We start from the raw sequence: 14180 nt of genomic DNA, 5'->3' as shown, positions 1-14180 counted from the left end.
ATGAACTCATACAACGAGTTGGTATAGTATTCCAAGATCCAAACCTCCACCTTTTCAATGATACAGTTCAAGAGGAAGTTGAATTTGTCTTGAGAAATCTTGAATTGAAGGAAGAGTTGATTGAAAAGAAGGTAGTGGATATATTAAAGAAGTTCAAGATATACCAGTATAGAAATAGCTATCCCCATGATCTATCTGGTGGCGAAAGGCAGAGGGTGGCGCTAGCTTCAGTTTTAGTTTCTGAACCTGAAATACTGATACTTGACGAACCAACAAGGGGCATGGATTACTACCTGAAAAAAGAGCTTATTTCCTATCTAAGGGAAAAGGCAAAGACAGTAATTATGGTAACTCACGACATTGAAACTGCAGCAGAGTTTGCAGATAGAGTAGTTCTATTAAGTGAGGGTAATATTATTTCCGATGGCAATAAGAGGGAGGTGCTGTCAAAAGCCCTCCTATTCTCTCCCCAGATCAATAGACTCATACAGCCATACACAAAATATGGGATACCTGATGATACACTCACCGTAGATGAAGTTTTAGAGGTGATCGGATAAAACTAAGCGATCTTTTCCCTCTAATCTTTATTGGTATTGGAATTTTACTGTTTGGAGGAGGGCTAGTATTCGATGAGTCTAGAACAATAGTAAAGCTTTGGCCCTATGAAATTATTGTAATCTTTATTTTAGCTATACTTGCATTTGTATACCAGTTTGAAAGAAAAGAGTTTAGCACAAAGCAGCTTACGCTGATAGCAATGCTTTCGGGGATATCTGCAGTATTAAGGGTGCCGTTCTCTAATTTTCAAGGCATACAGCCCTGCACAACACTCATAATCTGTTCTGGAATGGTATATGGCCCAATTGCGGGGTTTTTTGTTGGGGCATTAACGCCCTTCGTTTCTAACTTTTTCCTAGGCCACGGCCCCTGGACGCCACTCCAGATGATAGGTTGGGGGCTTCCGGGACTCACTGCAGGGTACCTTGGCAGAAAAGAGATCAATTTTAAGTTGGTCATACTATTTGCAGTTGTCTGGGGATTCCTATACGGTTGGATAATGAACATATGGCACTTTGCATTTTTTGTTAAGCCCCACACATTAGAAACTTTTGTTAGAACTTATGTATTGAGCATTGGTTGGGATGTGAGTCATGCTATTGGCAACGCCTTATTTATGGGAATAATTGGAGAAAGAACAATTGGGATATTAACAAGGTACAAGAAGAGATTTACAATTGAAAGAATGTAATCATTCTTTATGGATAATAGTCTTACTTTTACAGAAGTAGCATTTGTGATCTTTTATTGGGTAAAGGTAGCACTTACATTTGGGGCAGTACTCCCTCACATCTTTTGGAAAATTAATTTTGACTTCAGTCTTCAAGTACTACTACCTCTAGAGAATCGTTATTTGACATTTCGGTAAGAATAGAAACCAATTTATTAATCTTTTCCTCATTTAAGTCTTTGTTTAATATTTCAATCCGTAGCATAGGCATTACAACTCTTAGAACAAAAAGTATCAAGAACTAATTTGGCAAAATATTTTTCATAGCATTCTTCACAGACGATGTATATTTCTTTATCTAGTTCACATTTACATATAATGCATTTATTGGCCATATGGATGGTGTCGCCATCCATAATATATAAATATTTTGGATAGGTATGGCGGTATAGCAAAGAAGTTAAGTGTTGGAAAGAAGTGTTAGTTCTTTTGTCAAGAGTATAATAGATTTATTTAGAATATCTTAGGAATAAATCGCCAAGGTACTTTTCGCATATACTCTTCATATTCCCTACCAAATTTATTTAGAAGGAATTCTTCTTCTTTCAATGCTATTATGATAGCTAGTACCGAAAATACTATAGCAGGTATAATCGCCAGCACGATACCAAATAATATTGCTAGACCAAAAAATGTAAAAATTAATCCAAGATACATAGGATGACGTACTTTTTGATATATTCCCGTTTGTATGATTTTTTCAATTTGCTCTGATCTCTTAGGGGATTGTTTGTGAGCTCTATGGCAATAAAAATGAAATAATAGCCCTCCCAACGCAATAACTCCTCCAATATTGTTTGAATAAGGCGAGAATGGTATCATATTTAACTGAAAAAATCTTCCTAAGACGCCCGTACCTAGAATTATCAAAATTCCAATAAATAAAATAATATTGGATTTTGCAAGGAGATATTTATTTGTAATTAATTGTTGTTTCACATATTTCACTTGCAATTTTAGATGTCTTTATCTTTAAATATTTATTTCTTGCATATACCTCTTAATGTATAGTTAACTTAAACAATTAGCATAAAGTCAGAAAAAGGAGAACCTGTTAGAAGGCCTGGCGTTTGATTGGAATCATTTAATAAAAGATTGTCATGGGAAAAGTTTATAAATTCCCTAAAATATCCATCTCTTATTAGGCAAGCCGCGGTCGCCTAGCCTGGGAGGGCGCCAGACTGAAGATCTGGTATTCCGCTGGTTCAAATCCGGCCCGCGGCACTCATTTCTTTTTTGATGTTTAATTTTCAAATAGTTCATTTTATATCTATCCTCATCTTTCCTATTATCGGTGTTATAATGAAAGATGGAGTATTTTATGGAAAAGGGATAAACAAGATAAAAAATGAATATCCCGATATATATGAAGCTATAGTAAAACTTGATGAAGCAGTTTTTACAGGAAGAGTACTTGACTATAGAACTCAAAAATTAATAGCTCTAGCTATTACAGCTTCCAGAGCAGATGAAAGTGCAACCAAAAGGCAGATGATGTCAGGCATGAATGAATTTAATATAACAAAAGACGAGATAGTTGATGTCCTAAGGGTCGTCCTACTAACTTCAGGCATGCCCGCATTTAATAAAGGAATGAGAATCTTAGATGAGATAGAAAAACAATAATTCTTTTCTTTTAATAATCTTAATTCTTATATATAACTAACTCAATCCATGCCATAGATACAAGAGAGTGTTTAGATGAAAGATGTTGAAATAAAGTGCCCTCATTGTGACAAGAAAATTATAATACCTGAGAGTCTTTTAGTAAAAATTATAGAAAAATACCAACAGGATAATCCAGTAGAAAAGCAATCTGAAATGTCTACTTCAGTAGGTCAGACTCAAGATACTTCTGCCATTCAAGAACTAGAGAATGAACTCTTAGCAAAGAAGGAGCTGTTGGCCGAGACGATGTCAAAACTTGAAAGAAATCAGGCTGATTTCACTAGAGTTGTTAAGAGGAACGTGAAACCTGAAGATATGTACCGGATACAGAAGGAGAGAACAATTCTTATGCAGAAGGCAAAGAATCTTCAAGAAGAAATAGCTGCAATAGCTAATCAACTTGGTAAACAAAATAAAAAATGAATATCCATATATCTAGGGGGCAGTTTTCACAGGAAGCTTCTTAGACTATAGGATTCAGAAGTTAGTTGCACTTGCCATATCAGCGGCCAGAGCAGATGATATCAGATATTAATGAATTTAACAATTGTCTGTTTTAACTTTTAATTCCTTTATATCTCCTGTAATTTTATATATTATAAAAACTATAATTATGTCATAATGAAATATTTCTCATTGGATTTGTCCTATGTTTAATAGGCTACATCATTCATACTGTAGTACATACCAAAGAGTACAAATATGACCAACACCATAATTCTAAAATTGAGTTACTTATCACTATAGTTATTTTTCTAGGCTACTTTGGATGGGGCCTAATGCTGTTTAATGACCGATCAATTCTCCTACTAAATCAGTATGCTATTGGGTTTGTAAGTGGATTGGCCTTGTCCTTACTCGGTTTATTGCTATTTATCTTGGCCGCAAATACTTTAAAAAAATTCACAGCAACTAATGAGCTTGCCACAAGTGGCGTGTACGCTAAAATGAGAAATCCAATGTATACCGGAATAATACTGTTACACCTTGGCGCGCCGTTGCTATTGAATCGTCTTTTGACTTTCGCATCTAATGTTATATGGATCCCATTAATTCTACTCTGGATTTACCTTGAAGAAAAGGACCTTGAGAAGGTCTTTGGCCAGAAATACGTTGAGTACAAAAAGAGAACGGTAATATAGGAACAAATAATCTCATAGATGATGTATTTCAATATCTGATTTGTCAAACCTAGTATTAAATATCTTGATATATTCTAGAATATCCTCAAAGTGATTTTTTATTTTACTATCCCCTTCACCATAAGGGAAGTAGGCAAAGAATAGGTAGTTTTTAGTCTTCTCTGTAATCATCGTCCTTCTATCTGGCCCATATAATACGCTAGATATAATTCCAGTTCCATCTCTAGTTATAATGTCCTCTGATTTAAGTTTCATCTCTTTTCCACTAATATTGGTATACTCCTCGTCACCTTTAGTTATAATTGTATTCAAGTTGCCATCAATCAGATCAAGGTCATGCCCTGCTGTGAGGTACATATTCTTTAGTTCTGCCATGAACATCGACTCAACAACAGTATACTGTGATGGGAAACTTTTCCCCTCAACTATAGATTTAATCTGATATTCAATTGGGTACTTCTTCCCAAACTTCTTAAAAAACTCGTTGTATTTTTTTATTACATCTGATTCAAGAAACTCTTTAGAATTGGCCCTAATACTCGCTTCAATCTTCCTCTTTTCCTTTTCTAGTTCTTCGTCAAGCTTCTTATTATCTAGATTTCTAACTTCAATCGTTGATACTTTGAGATCAGGAAAATATTTTGACAGATCCTCTGAAACAGTTACTTTCATGAAAGGAAATTATTAGAACATAGTTTAAATTTTTTATTAATATCTGGCAGTAAAGATTTTATAGTTATTTACATTCAACTAGAAGGTGATAAAATGATCTGTAAGAATTGTAGTAAAGAGATACCTGACACAGTAAAGTTTTGTCCAGAGTGTGGGGCTTCAACGGCGCAGAGGGATGAATTTTTCGTTGATTCAGATCACTTGGTAGAAGAGATAAAGAAGATTATCGACGAAGGCATTGCAACAAGGATTATTATTAAGGATGAAAGTGATAAGACACTCCTTGATATACCTCTGGCCGCAGGTGTAGTTGGGGCATTAATCGCGCCATGGCTTGCTGCACTTGGTGCAATAGCAGCACTAGTTGTAAAATGCAAGATAATCGTAGAGAAATCAAATTAAATTTTATTTTTTATTAGAAAAACTTATTTAAATTGATAAAGCCCCTAAGAAATAGGTGAGTAAAATGAACGCTTCTGAAGAGATCACTATTATTGAAACTAAAAAAATTGATGTAGATAATCCAATTATAATAGAGGGCGTCCCAGATATGGGCCTTGTAGGGTCAATTGCAGTAAGCCACATGATATTACAACAAAAATTTGAAGAAGTTGGGTATATCAAATCTGATTTATTTGCCCCAGTAATGGTGGTTCACGAGAGAAAGGTGCTAAACCCCGTCAGAATATTCCAGAAAGGCAACTTCATAGCTATTCTATCAGAAATCCCAATTGATCCAAAAGCTGGGTATATACTTTCAAGGAGGCTCACCGAATGGTATAAAGAGAAGGGTGCAGAACTTATTATTTCTATTAGCGGAACACCTTTACAGGAAAGGATAGATGTAGAAGAGCCAGAAGTATTTGGGACATCCAACAAAGAAGAGATAATTAAAAAAATGGAAGATTCGGGTGTCAAAATCTTAGAAGAAGGATTTGTTTCAGGTTTTTATGCCTTAATAATCAAGAACTCAATGGAATTAAATTTAAGCTCATCTATATTACTGGGCCAGTGCTATCCAAGCTACCCTGACCCTGGGGCCGCCGCTTCAGTTCTTAAGGTCTTGAATAAAATCCTCGATTTGAACATAGATGTAAAAGATTTAGTTGAACAGGGTGAAGATCTAAAGGTTAATTATAGGGCCTTAATGGACCAGACAAATGCATCGATGCAGAGGGAGACTAAAGTTGAAGTACCGACTATGTATAGGTAGATCTTATGATAAGAAGGTACTATATAGTTAGGGAGAACCCAAATAATTCGTTTAGGCAGACTTACTGGCATATTAACTGTGGGTGTAGCAATATTGAGCCGCTTACTGAGTTTAGGGATACCAAAGAAGCATTGTTTGTAACTTTGGACATGCCCTGTGTCGAGAAAGAAAAAATTGACGTAACATCTGAAGAATACTGTGTAAGGATATTTGCGCCAACGAGAAAAGGATTCTGCTTCAAAAAAGATATTAATCTTCCTTTTTCAACTGAACCTGAGAAGGTACTTGCCACATTCAAGAAAGGGATTTTATTCCTTGAAATACCAAAAAAAGTAAAGCACTATAAAATAGAAATAAAATAGAAAATTAAATTATTTCTTTTCAACTTGGATTTCGACATCATCGATGTACCAGCCACGGTAGTCGTTAGCAAGTTCATCGCTCATATCGAAATAAAAGCTAATCTCAACTACTTTGCCGTTGTAATTAGATAGGTCATAAGTTTTCTGAAGCCACTGCTCCATTGGGTCATCAGATAGTTGGTCTAGTTCTTCCCAGTTTGGCCTCCCGACTTCCCTTATCTGGACAAATCTCTGATCGTATAGTTTACTCATATTCTCAGTCTGGTACCGGTACCAAAATATCAAAGTTGACTTAGTTGAATCTTTGAGATTTATCGGAGGGGATACAAGTCTACCGCTGTTAGCAGTACCAGAATCATAGTTTCCTGTAAGGTCATTTCCATACCAGAAACTAGAAACTCCACTGTTGGCGTTTCTGTACTGTGACGTTTCATTTACGATGTGCCACATCCCTGTAGCTTCCCATCCAGCAGTACCTTTTTCAAAATTATATACATAATTATTACTAAATACAGGTACAGCAACTATCAAAGATAAAACTGCAATAGATAGCAGAGCAATTCCAATCTTTTTCATTGAAACCACCTTCATGTTACAGAATACGCCGGACCTAATTTATAAGCCTTTCTCCAAATAAATGCTATATATTATAAAATTATTAAAATATATTTTTATTTTCAATTATTATTTATGATAATCAATAAAAGAAATTAAAAATTAAAAAATATCCTTTAATTGGGAATTTTTATACTAATTTTGACATATAATCTAGGTATCTAATAACTAACAAAGCGTAGATTATAACTATACCAATCAAAAAGGCAATAACTTTAGGTTTTTTGAGATTGAACAGAATATCTGGATTTATAAAAAGCCCAAGGAATAGTAAGAATAATCCAAAAAGATGGCTCGGAATGTAGTCTATCCCAAGATAGGGAAGTATGTTAAATCCTAGAAATGCAAAGACTGTGACAAATAACCCTACAGTCATTACAAGTTCTGAGACTTTTCTTAGTTTAATCTCTGAAATCACGTGATTGCCTATTTTTTTGTTATCTCATCTAGTATTCTCATACCCTTTGTGAAGGCAGGCTGTCCTGATAGCAAAAGAACGACCCTCAAAACATCAGCAATCTCTTCTGGGGTAATCTTTAGCTCTTTCATGGCAGAGCGCATCTGCTTTTCAGTTGCAGTTTCATCACAGTGGCTAGCAGTTATTGCAATAGCAATAAGTTTCTGTGTTTTATAATCAAGAACCTTTCCGGTGTATACCACTTCATTCAGTTTTTTTATAACTTCATAGATCTCAGGGTATTCTTTCTTTACCTTGCCCATACCCTTTCCATAAAATACTTCATACTTCATTTTTATCCCAGTTACTAATTAGTTTTTAATCTATATAAGGATAATTATTTTTGTTCTAATCAAAAGACATTTAATGAATTTTTTCATCTTCTTTTCATGGAGGGCCTATTACTTCTCTCTATCGGTTTTGGGGTTGGGCTTTCAGGGGCTATTGCTCCGGGGCCACTGTTCATGGCTACACTAAAGGACACTTTGAAGTATGGCCCGTTATCTGGCCCAATGATATGTGTTGGGCACCTATTTGTTGAGATACCAATAATAATAGGGCTTTCACTTGGAATCTCTTATGTTATCAATATCCCCATTGTAAGGGCTATGATAGGTTTAATCGGAGGGATTAGCCTATCGTATCTTGGGACCCAGATAATACGAGAAAGGAAGAAGTTTGAGAAGATGTCCGAGGACAGCATGAAGGAAATAAACATAGAAAATATCAAGATACGAAATGACTACTTCATGCCCATGAAAACAGGATTCATATTTACAATTTTAAATCCTGCTATGTTTATCTGGTGGTTTACTGTCGGCAACGGGCTCGTTATGAGGGGACTTGCAATTGGTTTTATGGGGGTATTCTTGTTATTTATTGGTCACTGGTTTTCTGACCTCTCTTGGTACTCATTTCTCTCATTTTCAGTTTCGAAAGGTAAGAAGTTCATAAGTGCTAGAGTCTATGAGGTCATACTCTTTACCTGTGGGATTTTTTTACTTTCCCTTGGGCTTTACTTCCTTTATGGGTCTCTCCCATATTTTAGCCACTATGTCTAAAGTTTTTATATATGAAAATTAAGTGTGTTATATGCTCGAAATAGATGGTAGCTTCGGTGAGGGCGGTGGCCAGATATTAAGGACTTCGCTAGCGCTTTCAATTTTAACAGACACGCCCATTCACATCTACAACATAAGGAAAAACAGGGCCAGAGAGGGGTTGGCACCGCAGCACCTGAAAACTATATCTGCAATTGAAGAGTTAACAGGTTCAGTAGTTGAAGGAAATTTTGTTGGCTCAACTGAAGTAAAGTTCACTCCAAAAAATGAATTTAAAAGGAGAGCCACGATAAACATAGGAACTGCAGGTAGCATTACACTACTCTTGCAATCACTAATGATTTTCTTACCCTTCTTAGAAAATAAGACAACGATTAGCGTGCATGGTGGTACAAATGTGCAGTGGAGCCCTCAGATTGACTATTTAAGGGAAGTTACAATACCAACTCTTGAAAGAATGGGATATAAAATCGTAATTAATAATGTTTTAAGAGGATATTACCCAGAAGGAGGGGGAAATGTCGAAATAGAAGTCAATCCTATTAAAAAATTAAAAGCTATTCAGATTGATAAATTTGAAAAATCCTCAAAAATTGAAGGTATTTCATATTCAACAAACCTACCTGAAAATGTAACTGAACGACAAAAAAAATCCGCAAGAGGTGTAGTTTTCAAAGAAGGTGTCACCCCTAGCATCAAAGTTCAGGTAGAAAAAGATTCTAGCCAGAGAATTGGCTCTGGGATTTTTCTTTACTCTAAATATAAGACTGCAGTAATTGGAGATGGGGCACTAGGTGCAAAAGGGAAAAGGGCAGAAGAAGTGGGAGAAGAAGGAGCAAAAAATTTTTTAGAAAAATACAAAGAGGGATTTGATTGTCACCTCTCTGACCAGATTGCCCCATACATGGCACTGGCAGAAGGAAAATCCTATATTTATACAAAAAGCACTTCGCATTTAGAGACAAATATCTCAATATTGGAGAAATTTTGTGATAATAAATTTTCGTGGAAAGACAACCTACTTGAAGTAGATGGTATTGGATTTGAAAATATTTATATAGATTGAATTATTACAAATTAAGGTGAGAAGATGGGTGAACTAAAAAAGGTATCTGAGTTCGTTTATGAGATTGAAAAAAAGGGTGAGATGAAAGTACCTGCTAGAATATATGCTGATGACAAACTTATCACAAAAATGAAGGAAGACCTGACAATAAAACAAGCAGAAAATGTATCGTGTCTTAATGGAATTGAAGGTTACTCTTTTGTCATGCCAGACGGTCACCAGGGATATGGATTTCCCATCGGCGGAGTTGCAGCAATGGAATACGAAAATGGGATTATCTCTCCTGGTGGAGTGGGTTATGATATAAATTGTGGGGTCAGGCTTCTAAAATCAAATTTGACTCATGATGACGTATTTGAGGAAAGAAAAGAAATAATTGATTCCATGTTCAAGAATGTTCCTTCTGGTCTTGGGTCCCAAGGTAAGGTAAGATTGTCCTCTAAGGATCTCGATGAAGTACTCATGGTCGGAGCAAAATGGGCAATTGAAGAAGATTATGGTTGGAAAAAGGACCTAAAGCATATCGAAAGTGAGGGCAGCATGGACGGGGACCCAAATAAGGTCAGTAACAATGCAAAGAAGAGAGGAATGCCCCAGTTAGGCAGTCTTGGTAGCGGCAATCACTTTCTTGAAATGCAGGTAATTGATGAAATTTATGATGAGAAAACAGCTTCTGGATTTGGACTTAAAGAAGGACAGATTTGTTTCATGATGCATACTGGGTCTAGGGGGTGCGGCCATCAGATATGTTCTGACTACATACAAACAATGGAAGGAGCGCATAAGAAATACAACATAAAAATACCAGATAGAGAACTTGTCTGTGCACCAATCCATTCAAAAGAAGGGGAAGACTACTTCAAAGCCATGAGTTCAGGTGCCAACTTTGCATGGGCGAACAGGCAGATGATAACTCACTGGATAAGGGAATCAATAGGCAACGTAATTGGCGAGGATCCAGAAGACTTGGGATTGGACGTTCTATTTGATGTTGCTCACAACATTGCAAAAATCGAGAAGCACAATGGTAAGAAATACTGCGTTCACAGAAAGGGTGCAACAAGGGCATTTTGGAAAGGAAGGGATGAACTTCCAAAAGAGTATGAAGATATTGGTCAGCCAGTTATAATCCCTGGAGATATGGGTACGGCATCTTACATAATGGTGGGAACAAAAACAGCTAGTCAAACATTTGGTTCTACTTGTCATGGAGCAGGAAGAGTCCTTTCAAGAAGTGCTGCGATTAAGAAATTTAGGGGCGAAGACATAATTAAAAAACTTGAAAAAGAAAATATATATGTTAAGGCAGCATCACCCAAAGTTGTTGCTGAAGAGGCCCCAGATGTATACAAGGATATCCATAATGTTGTCGATGTATGCGACAAAGCAGGGCTTGCAAAGAAAGTTGCAAAGTTAAGGCCAATAGGAGTTGCTAAAGGTTAGCTAGTCTTTTATGTACCCCTCGACACTCTGATCCCACATCTTGTAAAAGAACTCCCTTAGTTTCTTAATTGTTTCCTTGTCACCAGTTATTATGCCCGCTTCAAAGTGGTCGTAGAAACTGTCTCTTGTAAGGTCTGAGGAGGAAATCATAGCTTCTCTATCGTCAGATACCACAAACCTTGCATGGCATTCTCTGTTTACCCTTACCTCTGCACCATTGTTCTTTAAAATTTTGAATGCTTTCTTATTACCTGGTCTTGTGATATGTCTGAATATTGCCTTTACCTTTGCCCCTCTTTTCACCACATCTATTATAAAAGAAACAATAGAGTCATCGAGGTAGCTTGCAATAAGAAGCTCATTTTGAGTGTTTTCAATGAGATTTATTGCCCTATCTTTAAGTATCTTATCTTGTGGTGTTGTAAAGATTATTTGAAATGCAGACTCTAGAGGCGGTAATTTTTCGTAAGTTACCTTTTGAGAGGATATTTCTTCTTGTACAGTCTCACCATCTAGGGTGTAGTAGACGCCGGGGTCTGCCACTACACATTCTGTAATCTTGTCGATTTCTTCCCACAGCTCTTCTAGTTTTTTAGGATCGCCATGATTTAAGAATACCTTCTTTGGTGGCTCATCAAAGGATGAAACATAATCAACAAGCGCTGGATGGTCGGCATGAGCAGAGAATTCAACCCACTCTACCCTGCAATTTATCCTCCTCATAACTCCATCTTCATCTTTAAATTCCCTAAGTCCGTCTAAAATTTGCCTACCAAAAGTTTCTTCAACTTGGTACCCAACTAGTATGAGTGAGTTCTTTTCATCCGGTGCCCAGGATTTGAAATAGTCAATAACTGGCCCTCCGGACATCATTCCTGCAGTAGTAACAACTATTATTGGTTCTTTTGACTGAATTAGTTTTTTCCGGTTCCATACCTCTCTAAACATATTGCTGTTGAAAGGGCTTTCTTTTCTGAATAGATTATACATCTTTTTATTCATCCAGTCAGGATAGTTGTCGTAGATGTCATTCGCTTTGAGAAGCATACCCTCAACGTATATAGATTGAGGCAAAAGCCCTTTTTCCTTTGCCTCTTTTAGAATCATCATTATATCTTGACCTCTGCCTAATGCAAAAACAGGTATAAGGACATTCCCCTTCTTCTTTTTTGTTTCCTTAATTATTTGGATTAGATCTTTTTCCCGTGATTCCATAGGGGGGTGCACGTCACTTTTCATACCATATGTTGACTCTAGTATAAGGTAGTCCACTCCAGGTATTCCCTTTCTAACAGGATTCAAAGTTTTAACATCAGAGCCTATATCCCCTGTGTATAGAAGCCTTCCATGTGGAGTATCAAGGCATACTTGAGCGGCTCCCAAGATATGTCCCGCATCATAAAAAGTTAAAGATACGTCTTCAGTAATGTAAACTTTTTCTTCATAGTTAAGGGCCACAGCCCGATTTATTTCTTTTCTTATATCTTCATGATAGTAAGGGGGTTTTTCTCCCTGATATTCTTGGACTTTGATAAAGTCTTTCTGGATTAATAGGGCTAGATCTAAAGTTGGCCTAGTAAAATAAATGGGGCCATTATAGCCCACTGAATAAAGATAAGGCGCATATCCACAGTGGTCAAGATGTGCGTGAGATATAATAACAGCTTCAATTGCAGATACATTAACGTCTGAAAAATCTGGGTAAGTTCCTTCACCCGATAGTTTTACTCCACAATCTAAAATAAATAGTCTTCCATCAATATTAACTTCAATACAAGATCTACCGACCTCACCTGCAGCACCTAACCATCTAATCTTCATAAAAGCTCAAAAGTAACAAACTTTAAAAGTTTTGCCAAAAAATAAGTAACATGGAACTCCAATACCATATAAAATGTAAAGAAGGAGATATTTTTCCTTATGTTATTATGCCGGGGGATCCAAACAGAGTTCACCTGATCGGTAGCTTCATGGAGGATGTCAAAAAAATTGCGTGTAACAGGGAGTATACTACGATTTCTGGGTATTATCGTGGCGTTGGGATAAGTGTTACCTCAACTGGCATTGGCGCGCCTTCTACTTCAATTGCAATTGAAGAACTTGCAAGAATTGGTGCAAAGACATTGATTAGAATCGGTAGCACTGGAGCGCTAGATGAAAGAATTAAATGTGGAGATCTAATAATTAATACTGCTTCAGTAAGGTATGACGGGGCAACAAAAGACTATGTCAATCCATTTTATCCTGCAGTTGCATCATATGAAGTTACTCTAGCATTGATAGATGCTTGTGAAAAATTACAATATAAATACCATGTTGGAATTGGCGCCAGCAGAGATACATTTTACGGGGGCCAGGAGAGGCCATCTTTTGGAGACTATCACCAGTCTTTCATGAATAACTTAATAGATGATCTAGAAAAGGCGAATGTATTGAATTTAGAGATGGAAGCGTCTACAGTCTTCACCCTATCAAGTTTATTTGGTATTAGGGCTGGGGCAATACTTGCAGTATTTGGGAACCGCAAAACTCAGGAGTTTAAGGTTAAAGGAGAGGAAGAAGCCGCAAAAGCAACACTTGAGTCTATTAAGATTCTTTCAGACTGGGACAAAATTAAAGAAACTAATAAGAAAAAATATCTCTATCCGTCTTTAATTTAAATATTAGAGCAAATGTTTTAAAACGACCTAATTTTATACAGTTAATCATGCCGTTGTAGCAAAGCTCGGCCATGCGCTAGACTCGTAATCTAGTTCGACGGGGGTTCAAATCCCCCCAACGGCTTCACATTTTAATTCGAAATCACTCGGCTTAGTATATAAATAAAAATGAAATTTCTGCAAAATTGGCCTTAAAATTAGCTTGTATTCTTTATCTTTTATAGACTACACTTCTCTTATTTATTGAGAATACAACTATGCTGTCTTTTTCAATTCTATATAAAATTCTGTAATCTCCAACCCGTATCCTGTATGAGTTCTGCTTCAAGCTTATGAGTTTTCTAGCATCAGGAGGGATAGAATCATTTTCGAGTCTCTCGAGTTTTTCTACAATACGGCAGGTGGTATCTTTATCTAACTTTTCAAGAAACTTAAGTGCATGCTTTTCTAATAGAATAGTACGGGACATTCATATCCCAAGCTGCTTTTTTGCATCCTTTAACGAAACAAGGTTTTCCTTGTCAAAACTT

At 36.5% G+C, this 14180-nt stretch carries 20 protein-coding genes and 2 tRNA genes; 14 read left to right on the top strand and 8 right to left on the bottom strand.

The features are described 5' to 3' along the window. Both HPY60_09925 and HPY60_09920 read left to right on the top strand, forming a co-directional pair. Positions 1 to 560 (top strand): ABC transporter ATP-binding protein (locus HPY60_09925; GenBank protein ID NPV51495.1); only part of this gene is annotated, 560 nt, incomplete at its 5' end. 200 nt (positions 561 to 760) lie between these two features. Then, a complete protein-coding gene (locus tag HPY60_09920) occupies positions 761 to 1252 on the top strand; it encodes an ECF transporter S component (GenBank protein ID NPV51494.1) in 492 nt (163 codons plus the stop codon). A 230-nt stretch (positions 1253 to 1482) separates the two neighbouring features. Here HPY60_09920 and HPY60_09915 read toward each other — a convergent pair whose 3' ends face one another. Then, positions 1483 to 1647 carry a hypothetical protein gene (locus HPY60_09915; protein ID NPV51493.1) on the bottom strand — a complete coding sequence of 55 codons (165 nt, stop codon included), beginning with the start codon at positions 1645 to 1647 and terminating at the stop codon, positions 1483 to 1485. A 97-nt stretch (positions 1648 to 1744) separates the two neighbouring features. After that, positions 1745 to 2230, bottom strand: a complete 486-nt coding sequence (locus HPY60_09910; protein NPV51492.1) for an isoprenylcysteine carboxylmethyltransferase family protein — start codon at positions 2228 to 2230, stop codon at positions 1745 to 1747. A 210-nt stretch (positions 2231 to 2440) separates the two neighbouring features. On the opposite strand from HPY60_09910, the gene HPY60_09905 reads away from it, so the two are divergent. From HPY60_09905 to HPY60_09890, 4 genes are all read left to right on the top strand, one after another. After that, positions 2441 to 2515, top strand: a tRNA-Phe gene (locus HPY60_09905). 78 nt (positions 2516 to 2593) lie between these two features. Continuing rightward, on the top strand, positions 2594 to 2917 hold the full coding sequence (locus HPY60_09900) for a carboxymuconolactone decarboxylase family protein (GenBank protein NPV51491.1): 324 nt from the start codon (positions 2594 to 2596) through the stop codon (positions 2915 to 2917). Between the two features lie 75 nt (positions 2918 to 2992). Further along, positions 2993 to 3382, top strand: a complete 390-nt coding sequence (locus HPY60_09895) for a hypothetical protein (GenBank protein ID NPV51490.1) — start codon at positions 2993 to 2995, stop codon at positions 3380 to 3382. Positions 3383 to 3738: 356 nt separating this feature from the next. Then, entirely contained in the window at positions 3739 to 4101 is a 363-nt protein-coding gene (locus HPY60_09890) for a hypothetical protein (GenBank protein NPV51489.1), read from the top strand. A 12-nt stretch (positions 4102 to 4113) separates the two neighbouring features. On the opposite strand, the gene HPY60_09885 is transcribed toward HPY60_09890, so the two are convergent. Then, complete coding sequence (locus tag HPY60_09885; protein ID NPV51488.1) at positions 4114 to 4773, bottom strand: hypothetical protein; 660 nt, start codon at positions 4771 to 4773, stop codon at positions 4114 to 4116. Between the two features lie 93 nt (positions 4774 to 4866). On the opposite strand from HPY60_09885, the gene HPY60_09880 reads away from it, so the two are divergent. The 3 genes from HPY60_09880 (at position 4867) to HPY60_09870 (ending at position 6348) form a co-directional block, all read left to right on the top strand. Beyond that, positions 4867 to 5175, top strand: a complete 309-nt coding sequence (locus tag HPY60_09880; protein ID NPV51487.1) for a DUF4342 domain-containing protein — start codon at positions 4867 to 4869, stop codon at positions 5173 to 5175. A gap of 64 nt (positions 5176 to 5239) precedes the next feature. Further along, positions 5240 to 5986, top strand: a complete 747-nt coding sequence (locus HPY60_09875) for a proteasome assembly chaperone family protein (GenBank protein ID NPV51486.1) — start codon at positions 5240 to 5242, stop codon at positions 5984 to 5986. 5 nt (positions 5987 to 5991) lie between these two features. After that, positions 5992 to 6348, top strand: a complete 357-nt coding sequence (locus tag HPY60_09870; protein ID NPV51485.1) for an Hsp20/alpha crystallin family protein — start codon at positions 5992 to 5994, stop codon at positions 6346 to 6348. A gap of 9 nt (positions 6349 to 6357) precedes the next feature. On the opposite strand, the gene HPY60_09865 is transcribed toward HPY60_09870, so the two are convergent. From HPY60_09865 to HPY60_09855, 3 genes are all read right to left on the bottom strand, one after another. After that, positions 6358 to 6924, bottom strand: a complete 567-nt coding sequence (locus tag HPY60_09865) for a hypothetical protein (GenBank protein NPV51484.1) — start codon at positions 6922 to 6924, stop codon at positions 6358 to 6360. A 169-nt stretch (positions 6925 to 7093) separates the two neighbouring features. Beyond that, positions 7094 to 7381, bottom strand: coding sequence for a hypothetical protein (locus HPY60_09860; protein ID NPV51483.1), 288 nt, complete (start codon positions 7379 to 7381; stop codon positions 7094 to 7096). 8 nt (positions 7382 to 7389) lie between these two features. Further along, entirely contained in the window at positions 7390 to 7713 is a 324-nt protein-coding gene (locus tag HPY60_09855) for a carboxymuconolactone decarboxylase family protein (protein NPV51482.1), read from the bottom strand. Positions 7714 to 7809: 96 nt separating this feature from the next. Between HPY60_09855 and HPY60_09850 the strand changes: the two genes are divergently transcribed. Genes HPY60_09850 through HPY60_09840 form a run of 3 tightly spaced genes read left to right on the top strand, consistent with a single transcriptional unit; the run spans position 7810 to position 10990 of the window. Beyond that, positions 7810 to 8481: a LysE family transporter gene (locus tag HPY60_09850; GenBank protein ID NPV51481.1), complete on the top strand. Its 672-nt coding sequence runs from the start codon at positions 7810 to 7812 to the stop codon at positions 8479 to 8481. Positions 8482 to 8512: 31 nt separating this feature from the next. Next, entirely contained in the window at positions 8513 to 9547 is a 1035-nt protein-coding gene (locus HPY60_09845; protein ID NPV51480.1) for an RNA 3'-terminal phosphate cyclase, read from the top strand. 24 nt (positions 9548 to 9571) lie between these two features. Next, entirely contained in the window at positions 9572 to 10990 is a 1419-nt protein-coding gene (locus HPY60_09840; GenBank protein NPV51479.1) for an RtcB family protein, read from the top strand. On the opposite strand, the gene HPY60_09835 is transcribed toward HPY60_09840, so the two are convergent. After that, positions 10991 to 12811 (bottom strand): MBL fold metallo-hydrolase, encoded by a 1821-nt coding sequence (locus tag HPY60_09835; GenBank protein ID NPV51478.1) that lies wholly within the window; start codon positions 12809 to 12811, stop codon positions 10991 to 10993. A 50-nt stretch (positions 12812 to 12861) separates the two neighbouring features. Here HPY60_09835 and HPY60_09830 point away from each other — a divergent pair, with 50 nt between their 5' ends. After that, positions 12862 to 13650, top strand: coding sequence for a nucleoside phosphorylase (locus tag HPY60_09830; GenBank protein ID NPV51477.1), 789 nt, complete (start codon positions 12862 to 12864; stop codon positions 13648 to 13650). Positions 13651 to 13699: 49 nt separating this feature from the next. Then, a tRNA-Thr gene (locus HPY60_09825) sits at positions 13700 to 13774 on the top strand. Positions 13775 to 13861: 87 nt separating this feature from the next. Here the strand turns inward: HPY60_09825 and HPY60_09820 are convergent. Then, the gene (locus HPY60_09820; GenBank protein NPV51476.1) at positions 13862 to 14119 is read right to left on the bottom strand and encodes a type II toxin-antitoxin system RelE/ParE family toxin; all 258 of its coding nucleotides are present in this window, start codon (positions 14117 to 14119) and stop codon (positions 13862 to 13864) included. Positions 14120 to 14180 lie beyond the last annotated feature (61 nt).

This window comes from Methanofastidiosum sp. (assembly GCA_013178285.1).
GTDB lineage: Archaea > Methanobacteriota_B > Thermococci > Methanofastidiosales > Methanofastidiosaceae > Methanofastidiosum.
The sequence above is the reverse complement of the archived record's forward strand: the minus strand, read 5'-3'. Positions and strand labels throughout refer to the sequence as shown.